The organism is Endozoicomonas acroporae, assembly GCF_002864045.1.
GTDB lineage: Bacteria > Pseudomonadota > Gammaproteobacteria > Pseudomonadales > Endozoicomonadaceae > Endozoicomonas > Endozoicomonas acroporae.
In genome coordinates this window covers 1-15,782 of sequence record NZ_PJPV01000069.1, presented here as the reverse complement: position 1 = coordinate 15,782, position 15,782 = coordinate 1, and the positions used below count along the sequence as shown (strand labels likewise).

Genomic DNA, 15,782 nt, shown 5'->3' with positions numbered 1-15,782 from the left:
TATGGCTAAACAATCTTCTGTTCGACAGCTGGCAGCACGGGCGATCACCCGGGTAACTCTGGGCGAATCACTGAGCAGTGTACTGCCGCAGTTACAGGAAAAACTGTCCAAAAAAGACCAGCCATTATTGGCTGAGCTTTCCTATGGCACGCTCCGTTACTACCACCGGCTGGATGCCTGGCTTAAGTTTCTCACCGAGAAACCCCTGAAAGAAAAAGAGCAGGACATTCATAACCTGATTCTGGTTGGTCTGTATCAACTGTTCTTTACCCGCATTCCACCCCATGCCGCCATTGGTGAGACGGTACAGGTAACCCGGACCATGGGTAAGGCCTGGGCCAGGGGCCTGGTCAATGGCATTCTCAGAAATGCCCAGCGCCGGGTTGAAGATTTGCATGATCTGGAAGAGCGCAGCCCGGTGTGCGGCTGGTCACACCCGAAATGGCTGATCAATACCATTAAACGGGCCTGGCCAGAGGATTATCAAGCCATTCTTACGGGTAACAATCAGCCTCCTCCCATGACCCTTCGGGTTAATGAACAGAAGATCAAGCCTGCCAGATACCTGAAAAAACTGCTGGATGACTGTATCGCGGCGAAACAGTCCAAAATTGCCCCACAGGCCATCACCCTGGGCAGGCCCAGTGCCGTTGATAAGCTGCCACTGTTCCATGAGGGGGCTGCCAGTGTTCAGGACGAATCAGCCCAGCTGGCAGCGACCTTGATACCGGCGAAACCCGGGGATCATATTCTCGATGCCTGCTGTGCGCCGGGGGGCAAGACCTGTCACTTGCTGGAACTGAACCCGGATATTACGGTGGATGCACTGGATGCTGATAGCGTCCGCCTGGAAAGAGTGGCTGAAAATCTGCAAAGGCTGGGTTTGACGGCGAATGTTCTGTGCGGTGATGCGACGGATCCCGACAGCTGGTTCCCGGGCAAGGCATACGACCATATTCTTCTGGATGCCCCCTGCTCAGCAACCGGCGTTATTCGTCGCCACCCGGATATCAAACTGTTGAGAAAGGCCGAAGATATTGATGCACTGGCTCAGCTGCAACAGAAAATCCTCAAGTCTATCTGGCCGCTGTTGAAACCCGGCGGCACGTTACTCTATGCCACCTGTTCCATCATGCCTCAGGAAAACCATCTGCAGATTGAGCAGTTCCTGTCAGAAATACCGGATGCCAGAGTGCAGTCCATTGACGGTCCGTGGGGTCACGATACCGGGTTTGGCAAGCAGCTTTTTCCCGGCTCTGGCAGCTCTGTAAACAGCTGCGACGGTTTTTTTTACAGCCTGATGGTAAAGATGGATTCCTAAATGAAAATTATCATTCTCGGTGCCGGTCAGGTGGGTGGCACACTGGCAGAAAATCTGGCCAGTGAGGAAAATGACATTACCGTGGTCGATACCGATGCCACGCGACTTCGTGAGCTGCAGGATAAAATCGATATACGAACCATCCAGGGCAAGGCATCGTTTCCCGGGGTGCTGAAACAGGCCGGGGCCGATGAAGCCGATATGCTGGTGGCGGTCACCAACAGTGATGAAGTGAATATGGTGGCTTGCCAGATTGCCTACACACTGTTCCACACGCCGTCCAAAATTGCCCGTATCCGTCAGGCCGCTTACCTGAAAAATGAGAGCCTGTTTGCCAATGCCGCACTGCCCATTGATGTACTTATTAGCCCGGAGCAAGTGGTTACTAACTACATCAAACGGCTGCTGGAGCGTCCCGGGGCCCTTCAGGTACTGGATTTTGCCGAGGGGCGTGTCCAGCTGGTGGCCATGAAGGCTTATTATGGCGGCCCGCTGGTGGGTCACGAGCTTCGTTATATCCGTGAACACATGCCCAATGTGGATACCCGGGTCGCCGCCATTTTCCGCCGTGGCAATGCCATCATGCCCAAGGGGAACACCGTGATCGAGGTGGACGATGAAGTCTTCTTTATTGCTGCCCGTGAAGATATCCGGGCCGTGATGGGCGAGCTTCAGCGGCTGGATGATGACTACAAGCGCATCATTATTGCCGGTGGTGGCAATATCGGCCTGCGCCTGGCCCAGGCCGTGGAAGACCAATACAAAGTCAAGATCATTGAGCACAATATGGAACGTTGCCAGTTCCTGTCTGAAACGCTCACCAAAGCCATGGTTTTCTGCGGCAACGCCTCCGATAAAGAGCTGCTGATCAGTGAAAATATCGAAGATACCGATATCTTCTGTGCGCTGACCAATGACGATGAAGCCAATGTCATGTCCTCCATGCTGGCGAAGCGTCTGGGAGCCCGTAAGGTCATGGCGCTGATCAACAACCCCGCGTATGTGGATCTGGTACAGGGCGGTGAAATTGATATTGCGATTTCTCCACAGCTGGCCACTATTGGCAGCCTGCTGAAGCACGTCAGGCGCGGCGACATAGTAAACGTTCACTCACTGCGTAGAGGCGCTGCTGAAGCGATCGAGGCGATTGCCCATGGCGATGAGCAAAGCTCTAAAGTGGTGGGTAAAACCATTCAGGAAGTGGAGTTACCCCAGGGCGCAACCATTGGTGCGATTGTTCGTAATGATCAGGTGCTGATTGCTCACGATACCACCCGAATCGAATCCGGGGATCATGTGATTCTCTTCCTGACCAATAAGCGCAAAATCCGTGAAGTTGAGCAACTCTTCCAGGTTGGGCTTGGGTTCTTTTAAACCATTGCTTTGTGGCTATCCATCACAGGAAACTATTCCTGACAACAGATGTCTGACGGAGCTATACGATAGCATCGATAGGAAACAACCTTGGACACAAGCAACCGACTGACCGCCAGCAGAACGGCCACGCCGCCTGATCCTGCAACTATCGGAACTGATCAGCAAAGCACCGATCTCATTAAAAGATGGTCCGCTGCTGGTCGGCCTGTAGCAATAGTGCGCCCAATGGTTTCTGTCAAAGCAGATACACCCGTTCATGCAATGACCGGAACCACAACAGCACAAGATGTCACCATCGACCACGAAACGGCCTACCGTTGGCTGCTAGCGGCATACCGGATGAGTGAACAACAGACAACAGGTCATAATGGCAGCTCAGCCCCCTCAGCAAGCGGTGGAGAACCGCTGATGAGCAACCCGGCTGCCACCAATGATACTGAACGGTCTGACTTGTTGGTAACGTCGATGATTGATTTACCACCCAGGTGTAATATCCTTTAGCCCCCTTTTTTATATGACAAAAGCCGTTCAGGCTTTATTTTTCCCATGGATTGGGAGTAACCTGCTACAGCATAAAATTAGAATTTCTTATAGCCATAATAAGAACGCAACATGGCAGGTTGTGTGAGCGCCCGGCAATTCCTTACTTCCCTATCGCCGGGTGCTTGCACTGGATGAAGCAGGAGCACCATGCAGTTTCAGGTTATTCTTCCCATTTTGGGCATTTTGTTAATTTTGTTCAGTACGTCCAGCCTTCCTCCGATTGTCGTGGCACTGCTTTATCAAGAGCAGGAAATGTCCATTTTCATCTATACCTTCCTATTGACACTAATGCTGGGCGTTCTCCTCTGGTTCCCTTTCCGGCATATCAAGGATGAGTTGCGCACCCGTGAAGGGTTTCTGGTCACGGCGCTGCTCTGGATTGTTCTGGGCGCAGTGGGCTCACTGCCATTTCTATTGATGGAAAGCCCGGCACTCAGTATTACCGACGCACTGTTTGAGTCCATGTCCGGCTTAACAACCACGGGAGCCACCATTCTGACCGGCATTGAGCACCTGCCCCGCTCTATTCTGTTTTACCGCCAGCAGCTGCAGTGGCTTGGTGGTATGGGGATTATTGTGCTGGCAGTGGCCATTCTGCCGATGCTGGGGATCGGCGGTATGCAACTGTATCGCACAGAGACTCCCGGACCGGTTAAAGATTCAAAACTAACGCCCAGAATTACCGAGACCGCCAAAGCGCTCTGGTTTCTTTATCTTTTTCTAACGGCCGCCTGTGCCCTGGCCTACTGGTTAGCGGGGATGAACCTGTTTGACGCGATCTGCCACAGTTTCACCACCATCGCCATCGGCGGTTTTTCTACTTACGACGCCAGCATGGGCCACTTCAACTCCCCCATGATTATCTCTGTCGCCATCTTTTTCATGCTGATTGCCGGGATCAATTTCGCCCTGCATTTTACCGCCTGGCGCAATAAGTTATTAACCCACTATATTCAGGATCCGGAAGTTAAGTGGTTTCTGGCCATTTTGGGGGTTGTTGGCGCAATCACCGTTACCACGCTCTATCTTTCTGATACGTATCCCCTTGCCAAGTCCTTCCGCTATGGTCTGTTTGAAGTGGTATCCGTAGCTACAACCACTGGCTACACCTCATCCTACAGCTTTTCTGCCTGGCCAACGTTTCTGCCCCTGCTGTTGTTTTTTACCAGTTTTATGGGGGGGTGTGCAGGCTCTACCGCAGGTGGAATGAAAGTCATCCGGGTTGTTCTGATTGCCAAACAGGGAATGAGAGAACTACGTCGTTTAGTTCACCCTAATGCAGTCTTCACCATCAAGATTGGCGGCAAACCCGTGAGCCCAAGAGTGGGTGAAGCGGTATGGGGGTTCTTTGCCACTTATATTTTGATGTTTGTTCTTCTCTTTCTGGCTTTACTGGCAGCGGGTTTAGACTTTACTACGGCATTTTCAACCATTGCTTCCTGCCTGAATAATCTCGGACCCGCGCTCGGCGAAGCAGCGTTCAGTTACCAGGGCCTGCCCGATGCCGCAAAGTGGATTCTTGCGTTTGCCATGCTACTGGGACGCCTGGAAATTTTTACACTACTGGTGTTGTTTACTCCAACCTTCTGGCGTTATTAATGCCATTACAGCGGCCGGAACAAAGGTAACATATTCTAAATAAAGCAGCGGTTAACCGAAGGCAGGATCAATAAGAACCATGGAAGGAGTCTTCGGTTGGAATGCAGAGGATTATAGTCCTTCCATCAGGCTCTCACCCGCCAGAACCCTGAGCCATTGAGATTCATCCAATGGATTCAAAAAATCAGCAATCTCAGACTCGGTAAAGCTTACCACGCCTGATTTGGGCTTATTATCGTCCCCCTTATTTGAATAAATAAGACTGATATCTGTTTGACAGGAAACATCCCTGAAGGCCAAATCCTGACGCAAGGGAGCGACATTATTGTTGTCAGGAGTCTGGGTACTATGATCTGTTAAGCCCGAAGGGCTGAATACTTTATGCGTTACCTGGTTTGGCTTAACACGGGTATGAGCAACGCTTGACGCTTTTTGAACGATCACGGATTTCTTGTCCGATTGCCGTACGTCAGAAACAGGATTATTACCAGAACACTGCCTTTTGGAATGGGCTACTTTCCGACTTGTTACAGTTTTGCCTTTTAACTCGCTTTCAGCATTGGATTTTTTGCGCTTTCTGGGGTGATACTTGTAATCAGGATACTTTTTTTTGTGCTCAGCTCTTTCTAATGCGGCTTCCTTAACAAAACACTCCTTCTCCTCCTCTGACATTTTTTTCCAATCTTCGGCCACCAGTTTGGAGAATTCACTTTGATGGCAGAATGCCTCAACTTCCCTTGCCCTCACGCTGCGAAAAATAAAAAACGCATTCCTGGGCCTGGGTACGTGATTGTGCTTTGATTTTACAGAGGCGGTTGTCTCCACCATTATTTCTCTATTATTAGTTTCAGGCTCCCTCGCAGGATAAGAACACGGCGTACAAGCTGGACCAGAATTAGTTACATGCACGGTTAAAAAATCTCCCTTAAACCCATATTGACAACTTTTTGAGCTATCAAGTTCCCATTAGGCACCCTTAATGTTTACCCACATTGTTCACAACTTATCCACAGCTTAAACTTAATCGCACAAACCGGTATAATCCCTCTCTATTTTTACAGTCGAACCCTGCGAGTGATCACTCATAAGTAGCTGGCCATATGGAATCACATATTTCTGGCTACTTGGGCAGGTGCTATGCGAGGCACAACGGAGGGAGCATAGCCGTAGCTATGTGACCGGAGTTGTAACGAAGCAGAGTGCCTGAACAAGGAGTCAGAAATATGTGATTTCATATGGTTAGCTACTTAGGGAAACCCGCGCCAGGTGAATAAACCGGTCATCGATAATTGCTCGCAACACAACGCTCAATGTTCAAAAAACGACCCGTTTACATTTGAGCCTCCAAGAGGTAGAAAAGTGACTTCCCAGAGCACACCAGATATCTATACATTCCAGGGGCTGATCCTCGCCCTGCAACAATTCTGGGCCCAACAGGGCTGCGTTATCATGCAACCACTGGATATGGAAGTGGGTGCGGGTACTTTCCATCCAGCCACTTTTCTGCGAGCCATCGGCCCGGAAAACTGGAACTCAGCTTATGTTCAGCCCAGCCGTCGCCCAACCGATGGCCGTTACGGTGAAAACCCCAACCGCCTGCAACATTACTACCAGTTCCAGGTGGTGATGAAGCCATCCCCCGATAATATCCAGGAGCTGTACCTGGAATCTCTCCGGCAACTGGGCATTGATCCACTGGTTCATGACATTCGTTTTGTCGAAGATAACTGGGAGTCGCCCACACTGGGTGCCTGGGGTCTTGGCTGGGAAGTATGGATGAACGGTATGGAAGTCACCCAGTTCACCTATTTCCAGCAGGTCGGCGGTATTGAGTGTTACCCGGTTACCGGCGAGATCACCTACGGTCTTGAGCGCCTGGCCATGTATATCCAGAATGTCGATAACGTGTATGACCTGGTCTGGACGGTGGGTCCACAGGGCCCGGTCACTTATGGCGATGTGTTCCATCAGCAGGAAGTTGAAATGTCCACCTTCAACTTTGAGCACGCTGACACGGAAGAGCTGTTCAAACAGTTCGATTTCTTTGAACGTGAATCCAAGAAGCTGGTTGATACCGGTCTGCCTCTGCCAGCTTATGAGTACGTTCTGAAAGCTTCACACACCTTTAACCTGCTGGATGCCCGCCACGCGATTTCGGTGACGGAACGCCAGCGTTTTATCCTGCGCGTCAGAACGCTGGCCAGGGCGGTCGCCAAGGCTTACTTCGATAAGCGTCGTGAGCTTGGTTTCCCCCTGGCGGATGACAGCATTCGTGATGAAGTTCTGGCATCTCTTGCCAAAGAAACCGCGCAGGAGGAAAAATAATGAGCACTTCCCTGAATAAAGCACATAAAGAAGACTTCCTGATTGAGCTGGGCACGGAAGAGCTGCCACCAAAGGCATTAAAAAGCCTGTCTGACGCGTTTACCCGGGGCATCCTTTCCGGTCTTGAACAGGCCCAGATCACATTTACCGGTTATGAGTCGTTTGCCGCCCCCCGTCGTCTGGCTCTGCTGATCAAAGGCCTGGATAGCGCACAGCCGGATCAACAGCTTGAACGCAAGGGTCCTGCGGTCAAGGCCGCCTATGATGCCGAAGGCAACCCAAGCAAGGCAGCCCTCGGTTTTGCCCGTTCCAACGGGGTAGATTTTGCCGACCTGGAACAGGAAGAAACACCGAAAGGTGCATGGCTGGTCTACCGCTCGGTCAAACCGGGTCAGGCCAGCAAAGATTTGCTGCCGGAAATTATTACCCAGTCTCTGAATAACCTGCCCATTCCCAAACGTATGCGTTGGGGTGCCAGCCGTACCGAGTTTGTCCGTCCCGTTCACTGGCTGCTGATGCTGCTGGGCAATGAGATTATTGACGGTGAAATTCTCGGCCTGAAAGCCGGTAACACAACCCGTGGTCATCGCTTCCACGGGAACCGGGAAATCACCATCAGCAACCCTGCTGACTATGCACAGGTTCTCCATGAACAGGGCAAAGTGATTGCCAACTTTGCAACCCGTCGCGACATTATCCGTGAGCAGGTTGAACAGATGGCTGCCACGATTCATGGCCATTCGGTGATTGATCCGGACCTTCTGGATGAGGTCACCGCGCTCAATGAGTGGCCGGTCGCTCTTTGTGGCCGTTTTGATGATGAGTTCCTGGCCGTTCCATCGGAAGCACTGATCTCTTCCATGAAAGGCCATCAGAAATATTTCCATGTGGAAAACAGTGCAGGGAAACTCCTGCCGCACTTTATTACCGTTGCCAATATTGACAGTGCCGAACCTCACCTTGTTGTGGCAGGTAATGAGAAAGTCATTCGTCCGCGTCTTGCCGATGCCAAGTTCTTCTACGACACTGACCGTAAACATACACAAGACGATCGTCGTGAAAAACTGAAACCCATTGTCTTCCAGGCGCAGCTGGGTTCAGTGTTTGCCAAAACAGAACGTATCGCACGACTGGCGTCTTACATTGCGCAAACGGAGGGTGGTGATGCCCCTCTGGCTGAACGTGCCGGTCAACTGTGCAAGTCTGACCTGGTGTCTGAAATGGTGCTGGAGTTTCCCGAGCTGCAGGGCATCATGGGTCAGTACTATGCCGACAACGACGGTGAAAATCCCGAAGTCAGCAAAACGCTGTATGAACAGTACATGCCTCGCTTTGCCGGCGACCAGCTACCTTCAACACTGATTGGCTGTGCCGTTGCCATTGCCGATAAGGTGGACACCATTACCGGTATTTTCGGTATCAATCAGCTGCCAACCGGCAGTAAAGACCCTTTCGCACTGCGTCGTGCCAGCATCGGTGTGCTGCGAATCATTGTTGAGAAGAAACTTAATCTTGATCTGGAAGCGCTGATCGATCAGGCAATTCTCGGCTATCAGGAGCAAGGTGTTTCTCTGCCCACACTGGATAACCTTAATACGACAGTCGTCAATTACATGCTGGAGCGTTTTGATGCCGCTTATCAGGAAGAAGGCATTGCGGTTGAGATCATCAACTCCGTCAAGGCATTACGCCCTACCCGGCCACTGGACTTTGACCGTCGTATAAAAGCCATTACTCGCTTTAATGCCATGGATGAAGCGGATGCCCTGGCTTCTGCCAACAAGCGGGTATCCAATATTCTGGCGAAAGCCGGGGATATCATTATTCCTGACGCGCTGGATGAGACACTGCTCAGCGAAGTTTCTGAACTTGAGCTTGCCAACATTGTGTTTGCCAAGAAAGAGGAAATCGCCCCCGCTCTGACAGAAGGTCGTTACGCGCTGGCCATGGAGAGTCTGGCGGCACTGAAGCAACCGGTGGACCTGTTCTTTGACCAGGTGCTGGTCAATGCCGAAGATGAAGCTATCCGCCTGAACCGCTATGCCCTGCTGAAGCAATTGCGCAGCCTGTTCCTGCAGGTAGCGGATATCTCTTTGTTACAGAAAAGCTAGACACAACCTGATAAAGTGCGGCACTAGGGTTTCAATGTGATCGATGGGTGCCTTTATTGACCTCCAAACTCCGTTCGTCTTGAGCGGAGTCGAAAGGCGTAAACTCCATGCCCTGAATACTGTGCCAATCACCCTTCGACTCCGCTCAGGGTGAGCGGAGATTGTACACATCAAACTCATCGAAATGATGTACTAGCCGCACTTTTTTTATGTGTTTCAGGAGCACTATGACCAGGCTTGTTATTCTGGATCGGGATGGCGTGATCAATGAAGATTCAGACCAGTACATACGGTCTGAACATGAATGGCTTCCTATTCCGGGAAGTATTGAAGCCATTGCCCGTTTGTCATCTGCGGGCTATCGCGTCGTCGTAGCGACCAACCAGTCCGGGTTAGCCCGTGGCTACTTCACTGGCAAAGCGCTCAATGCCATGCACGACAAGCTAATCAGGCTGGTCAAAGAGCAGGGAGGTCATATTGATGGTATCTATTACTGCCCACACGGCCCGGATGACCACTGTCAATGCAGAAAGCCGGCAACAGGGCTTATTGACCAGATTTTTACCGACTACGATGCCAGCCCGGCAGAAACCTGGGTGGTTGGTGATTCACTGCGTGATCTTCAGGCAGGGGTCAGCAGTGGCTGTAAAGTTGCCCTGGTACTGACTGGTAAAGGCGTTAAAACCCTCACTAAACTCATCGAACACCCGGAAGCGATTTCTGGTAGCCTATCTGGTAGCAGGGATGTAGCTGTTTATAACAATCTGAACAGCTTTGTAGAAGAACTACTTTCAGAGGGATTTTAATGTCATCAACTGTCGGTTCTGCAACTACCCGGTCAATGGCCACTACCTTTTCTGTTTTAAGGACAACTGTCTTTTATTTGTCGCTGGCAGTCTGGACCATGTTCTGGGCAATGCTGATGATTCTGTTTATCTACCCTTTCAGGTTTAATCTCCGTCATCGCATTTTTGTCAAAACATGGGCTGTTGTATCAGTACACCTTTGTCGTTTAATTTGCGGAATTCGATGGCGTATAACCGGAGCAGAGAATATTCCTGATTCTCCCTGTGTCATTATCAGTAACCATCAAAGCACCTGGGAAACATTTTTCCTGCAAACCTTATTAACTCCCCAGACTCAGGTGATCAAACAGGAGCTACTGAAAATCCCCTTCTTTGGCTGGGCGTTTCAAAAAATCAGGCCCATTGCCATTAATCGTAAGGATGCCCGACAGGCACTTCAGCAGGTCAGAGAGCAGGGTAAAGCGGCACTTGCGCATAACGTCTGGGTCCTTATTTTTCCGGAAGGAACACGCGCACCTCCCGGAGAACCGGGCAAGTTTTCCCGTGGTGGCGCAGGGCTGGCGAAAGCGGCGGCAGTGGATATTCTTCCCATAGCCCATAACGCCGGGGTTTTCTGGCCGAACAGCTCCTGGATAAAACGCCCCGGAACGATTCAGGTAGAGATCGGGCCCGTCATCAAAACAGAATCCCTTTCGGTGGCAGAAGTAAATGATACCACCCGTGACTGGATTACACGTGCGCTGCAAACGATGCAATAACCGCCTGCTATTTATCACTCAGTACCTTGCATTGCTTACCACCTATGGCTTCGATCAAATCCGGGCAACCTTGCCCGGGTAAAGCCTTCTTCGTGGCGACCCGCTGTACCAAAGCCTGGTTGTAATACCAATCGAACTTTTTAACTCCCGTGATGAGTATGAAAATTTGATACGTGCGTTCATGTTGTGACTTCAGAAAAATCCGAATAAGTTGGTTTCGCCCTGCTATACTCAGCCGGTATCAAGTCTGATGCCATGACAATGATTATTAAAATACATGTGTCTGAATTGAGTCTTTCTTTCGTGGTGGCAAACAATGTATGGGACTCACGATCTGTTACCACCGAGAATAAATGCTTCACCCCATATTAACGCATCCTGCGTTGCATTGAATGTGCTGAAAGCAGGAAGAAGTGTTCAAAGAATTAATACATGGATAATAATAACGCGCATCTAAACGTTCATAACCCGCTTTTGGCCCGTCATCAGGCTAATAAATACCACAGAAATAAGACAGCCCCCTATAAGAGGCCAGGCTTTAACAGATCCATAAGATACATACAAAAGCCACAAGGGGCATCCAATGCAAGGTCTTATATACCTAGAAATCCGGGCCCCCCAGAAAACAGGAAGGAATTTCAACGTTTTCATCATCGTCCCCCATCCCACTCTCAACCGGGTGCAGGCTATCATCGACAGGAGGAAATTCCCGGTATTGATGAAGGGTTCAGCTCTTTAAGCGCAGGTGATAATGAGCATGCCCTCAAATTAGCAGAAGCGATATTAAGGAATAATGCCAGATTGAGTCGGCGTAACTATCTGCGTGCAAACCTGCTTAAAGCCAGAGCCCTGTTGAATTCAGGGCTAATTAATGATTGCCTGCGATCAATAGAACAGGTAAAACCTCCCCTTAACAAATGGTTACTGATGACAAAAGGCAAAGCACTGCAAGGCAAAAAACTCATGTTTGATGCGCTGCTTGTTTTTAAGGACATTTATGAAAACCACTCAATTAAGGGCAACGATAAAAGAAATAATTATCTTACCCTTGGCATACATTACCAGCGCATGGGAGAGCATCAGGAAGCACTGACAATCTTTATCAAACTGCGCACTGACCTCTCCGGGCATGAAGCCACTCCCTGCAACGACAAGCAAGTAGAACTGGCCCTTGGCTGGCTATACCAGGACATGGGTCTGTATCAGAAGGCGCTGACAATCTTTTGCAAGCTACGTGCCGACCTCTCGGGACATGAAGCCACTCCCTGCGACGACAAAAAAGTAGAACTGGCCCTTGGCCGACTATACCAGAGCATGGGACTGCATCAGAAAGCGCTGACGATCTTTATCAAGCTGCGTACTGACCTCTCCGGGTATGAAGCCACGCCTTGCAACGACAAGAAAATCGAACTGACCCTGGGTCGGCATTTCCAGTACATGGGACGATATCAGGAGGCGCTGACGATCTTTATCAAGCTGCGCACTGAGCGCTCCGGGAATAAAGACACACCCTGCAACGACAAAGAAGTTGAACTGGCCCTTGGTCGGCAATTCCAGCTCATGGGACGGTCTCATGAGGCGCTGACGGTCTTTAAGACGCTTCGCACCGATCGCTCCGGACATGAAGACACCCCCTGCAACGACAAGGACGTAGAGTTAGCCCTTGGTCGGCTTTACCAGGACATGGGACTGCATCAGAAGGCACTGGCGATCTTTAAGAAGCTGTACTCCGCCCACTCCAGGCATCCAGGGAATCCCTGCAAAGACAAGGAAGTTGCTCTGGCCCTTGGTCGGCTATACCAAGACATGGGACGGCATCAGAAGGCGCTAATGATCTTTGTGAAGCTGCGTACTGACCGTTCCGGGCATGAAGGCACACCTTGCAATGACAAGGAAGTTGAACTGGCCCTTGCCGTGCAATACGACTGCATGGGATGGTATCAGGAGGCTCTGACGATCTTTATCAAGCTGCGCAGCGACCGCTCCGGGCATGAAGGCACTCCTTGCAATGACAAGGACATTGAACTGGCCCTTGGTCGGCTATACCAGTACTTGGGACGGTATCAGGAGGCACTGACGATCTTTATCAAGCTGCGCACCGACCACTCCGGGCATGAAGGCACTCCTTGCAACGACAAGGACATTGAACTGGCCCTTGGTCGGCTATACCACGATATGGGACAGTATCAGAAGGCGCTGAAGACCTTTATCAAACTGCGCATCGCCCGCTCTGGTCATGAAGGCACTCCCTGCAACGACAAGGACATAGAGTTAAGCATTGGCCGACAATATGAGTACATGGGACGGTATCAGGAGGCGCTGACGATCTTTACCACATTGCGCACCAACTGCTCCGGGCATGAAGACACTCCTTGCAATGACAAGGAAATTGAACTGGCCCTTGGTCGGCTATACCAGCACATGGAACTGCATCAGAAGGCACTGGCGATCTTTAACCAACTGCGCACCACCCGCTCCGGGCATGAAGGTACTCCCTGTAACGATAAGGACATAGAGTTAACCCTTGGCCGACAATACCAGTACATGGGACGGCATCAGGAGGCGTTGACAGTCTATAAGAATCTGCGCACCGACCTCTCCGGACATGAAAGCACTCCCTGCAATGACAAGGACATTGAACTGGCCCTTGGTCGGCAATACCAGAGCATGGGACGATATCAGGAAGCACTGGCGATCTTTATCAAGCTGCGTAGCAACCGCTCCGGGCATGAAGGCACCCCCTGCAACGACAAGGAAATTGAACTGGCCCTTGGCGACATTTATGTCGATTTAATGAACTGGCGTCAGTTTGACCAAATGCAACTTGATAAAAAGGGTTTTACCGGGCCTGAAGTGGACTTGTGTACCAGCATTCGTTACTTCAGAGAGTGCCTTTATTCTGGTCAAAGCAAGGAAATTCCAGGGCTTTTGGCTAAAGCCATTGAGCATGGCTGTAATGCAATAGAAAAAAGTCAGTATCTTGATGCATCATCTTTTAGTCAGTTAGGGCACTGCCTTCGTATCGCAGCATTATTACCTGTTGAGAAAACACAGGATTTCTTTTCAAAAGATGAATTGAAAAACCTGGTTTCTGAATATTTTACCGAAGCTGACAAACTGCACCCTTACCGACAGGACCGGCTAAAAACTGAAGACTGGAGGAAAATAGAGCGTACTTTTTTAGCAAGGCTACCTGTCGGACTTAAGACTGTCCGAGAATAACCTGTGTTCCCAAAAAATTCAGCCATAGTATTGGGTGAAAGTCTCATACTGATGCGTAGCTTCAGTGGTAATCAGGCCTAATGATAAAAGAGTCATGGAGACCTGTGAGTCACTCAGTAACTATGGGGGCTATTGCGGCATGAAAGCATCCGAAGTTCGTTACATGGATAATAATGCTTATCCTAACGCTCGTAACCCTTTTCTGGCTCGTCATCAGGCTAACAAATACCATAGAGATAAGGCAGCCCCTTATAAGAGGCCATGTTTTAATAGATCCGTAAGATACATACAACAGTCACAAGGGGCAGCCAATGCAACGCCTGTTTATATACCCAGGAGCCTGGGTACCCCTGAAAACAGGAAAGAATTTCAAGGTTTTCATCATCGCCCCCCATCCCACTCGCAACCGGGTGCAAGCTATCATCGACAGGGTAAAATGCCCTGTATCAATGAAGGGTTCAGCTCTTTAACAGCAGGTGATAATGATAATGCACTCAAAATAGCAAAAGAGATATTAGATACTGATTCCAACTTGAGTCGGCTTCTCTATCTACGTGTACATCAACTTAAAGCAAGAGCCCTGTTAAATTCAGGAAGAACTGATGATTGCCTGAAATCAATAGAACAAGTAAGGCCTCCCCTTGACAAAAAGTTACTGATGACAAGAGGCAGGGCACTTCAAGCCAAAAACCTTATGCGTGAAGCACTGCTTATTTTTCAGGACCTTTGTAAAAATCACTCAGGAAAGGACAAAGATAAAAAACTGAATTATCTTGCCCTTGGCCTACATTACCAGCGCATGGGAGAGTATCAGAAAGCACTGACTATCTTTAAAAAGCTGCGCACTGACCTCTCCGGGCATGAAGACACTCCCTGCGACGACAAGGAAATTGAACTGGCCATTGGTCGGCTATACCAGGACATGGGACTGTATCAGGAGGCACTGACGATCTCTATCAAGCTGCGCACTGACTTCTGCGGCTATGTAGGTACTCCTTGCAATGACAAGGACATAGAGTTAACCCTTGGCCGACAATACCAGCTCATGGGGCGGTATCAGGAGGCACTGACGATCTTTATCAAGCTGCGCACTGACCTCTCCGGGTATGAAGGCACTCCTTGCAATGACAAGGAAATTGAACTGGCCCTTGGTCGGCTATACGGGGACATGGGACTGCATCAGGAGGCATTGACCATCTTTAAGACGCTGCGCACCGACCGCTCCGGGTATGAAGGCACTCCTTGCGATGACAAGGACATAGAGTTGACCCTTGGCCGACAATACCAGCTCATGGAGCGGTATCATAAGGCACTGACCATCTTTATCAAGCTGCGCACCGACCGCTCCGGGCATGAAGGCACTCCTTGCAATGACAAGGAAATTGAACTGGGCCTTGGTCGGCTATACCAGGACATGGGACGGTATCAGGAGGCACTGACGATCTCTATCAAGCTGCGTACTGACCTCTCCGGCTATGAAGGCACTCCCTGCAATGACAAGGAAATTGAACTGACCCTTGGCCGACTATACCAGCTCATGGGACGGTATCAGGAAGCCCTGACAATCTTTATCAAGCTGCGCGCCGACCGCTCCGGGCATGAAGGCACTCCTTGCAATGACAAGGACATTGAACTGGCCCTTGGCCGACTATACCAGCTCATGGGACGGTATCAGGAAGCCCTGACAATCTTTATCAAGCTGCGCACCGACCGCTCCGGG

At 50.3% G+C, this 15,782-nt stretch carries 11 protein-coding genes; 10 read left to right on the top strand and 1 reads right to left on the bottom strand.

The features are described 5' to 3' along the window. Position 1: 1 nt before the first annotated feature. The 4 genes from rsmB (at position 2) to CX664_RS12095 (ending at position 4,840) form a co-directional block, all read left to right on the top strand. Positions 2-1,321 carry a 16S rRNA (cytosine(967)-C(5))-methyltransferase RsmB gene (rsmB, locus tag CX664_RS12110; protein WP_101746987.1) on the top strand — a complete coding sequence of 440 codons (1,320 nt, stop codon included), beginning with the start codon at positions 2-4 and terminating at the stop codon, positions 1,319-1,321. After that, complete coding sequence (trkA, locus tag CX664_RS12105) at positions 1,322-2,695, top strand: Trk system potassium transporter TrkA (protein ID WP_101746986.1); 1,374 nt, start codon at positions 1,322-1,324, stop codon at positions 2,693-2,695. A 90-nt stretch (positions 2,696-2,785) separates the two neighbouring features. After that, positions 2,786-3,199, top strand: coding sequence for a hypothetical protein (locus CX664_RS12100; RefSeq protein ID WP_101746985.1), 414 nt, complete (start codon positions 2,786-2,788; stop codon positions 3,197-3,199). A gap of 189 nt (positions 3,200-3,388) precedes the next feature. Further along, a complete protein-coding gene (locus CX664_RS12095; RefSeq protein WP_101746984.1) occupies positions 3,389-4,840 on the top strand; it encodes a TrkH family potassium uptake protein in 1,452 nt (483 codons plus the stop codon). 111 nt (positions 4,841-4,951) lie between these two features. Here CX664_RS12095 and CX664_RS12090 read toward each other — a convergent pair whose 3' ends face one another. Beyond that, positions 4,952-5,749, bottom strand: a complete 798-nt coding sequence (locus CX664_RS12090) for an HMG-box domain-containing protein (protein WP_145999963.1) — start codon at positions 5,747-5,749, stop codon at positions 4,952-4,954. 450 nt (positions 5,750-6,199) lie between these two features. On the opposite strand from CX664_RS12090, the gene glyQ reads away from it, so the two are divergent. From glyQ to CX664_RS12060, 6 genes are all read left to right on the top strand, one after another. Then, complete coding sequence (gene glyQ, locus CX664_RS12085) at positions 6,200-7,165, top strand: glycine--tRNA ligase subunit alpha (protein ID WP_101746982.1); 966 nt, start codon at positions 6,200-6,202, stop codon at positions 7,163-7,165. After that, on the top strand, positions 7,165-9,276 hold the full coding sequence (gene glyS / locus CX664_RS12080; RefSeq protein ID WP_101746981.1) for a glycine--tRNA ligase subunit beta: 2,112 nt from the start codon (positions 7,165-7,167) through the stop codon (positions 9,274-9,276). The genes glyQ and glyS overlap by 1 nt, the downstream gene beginning before the upstream one ends. 227 nt (positions 9,277-9,503) lie before the next feature. Then, positions 9,504-10,082, top strand: coding sequence for a D-glycero-beta-D-manno-heptose 1,7-bisphosphate 7-phosphatase (gene gmhB, locus CX664_RS12075; protein WP_101746980.1), 579 nt, complete (start codon positions 9,504-9,506; stop codon positions 10,080-10,082). Next, positions 10,082-10,840, top strand: a complete 759-nt coding sequence (locus CX664_RS12070; RefSeq protein ID WP_101746979.1) for a lysophospholipid acyltransferase family protein — start codon at positions 10,082-10,084, stop codon at positions 10,838-10,840. The genes gmhB and CX664_RS12070 overlap by 1 nt, the downstream gene beginning before the upstream one ends. 432 nt (positions 10,841-11,272) lie before the next feature. Then, the gene (locus tag CX664_RS12065) at positions 11,273-14,062 is read left to right on the top strand and encodes a tetratricopeptide repeat protein (protein WP_101746978.1); all 2,790 of its coding nucleotides are present in this window, start codon (positions 11,273-11,275) and stop codon (positions 14,060-14,062) included. 139 nt (positions 14,063-14,201) lie between these two features. Further along, on the top strand, positions 14,202-15,782 hold a 1,581-nt coding region (locus tag CX664_RS12060; RefSeq protein ID WP_180966478.1), incomplete at its 3' end, for a tetratricopeptide repeat protein.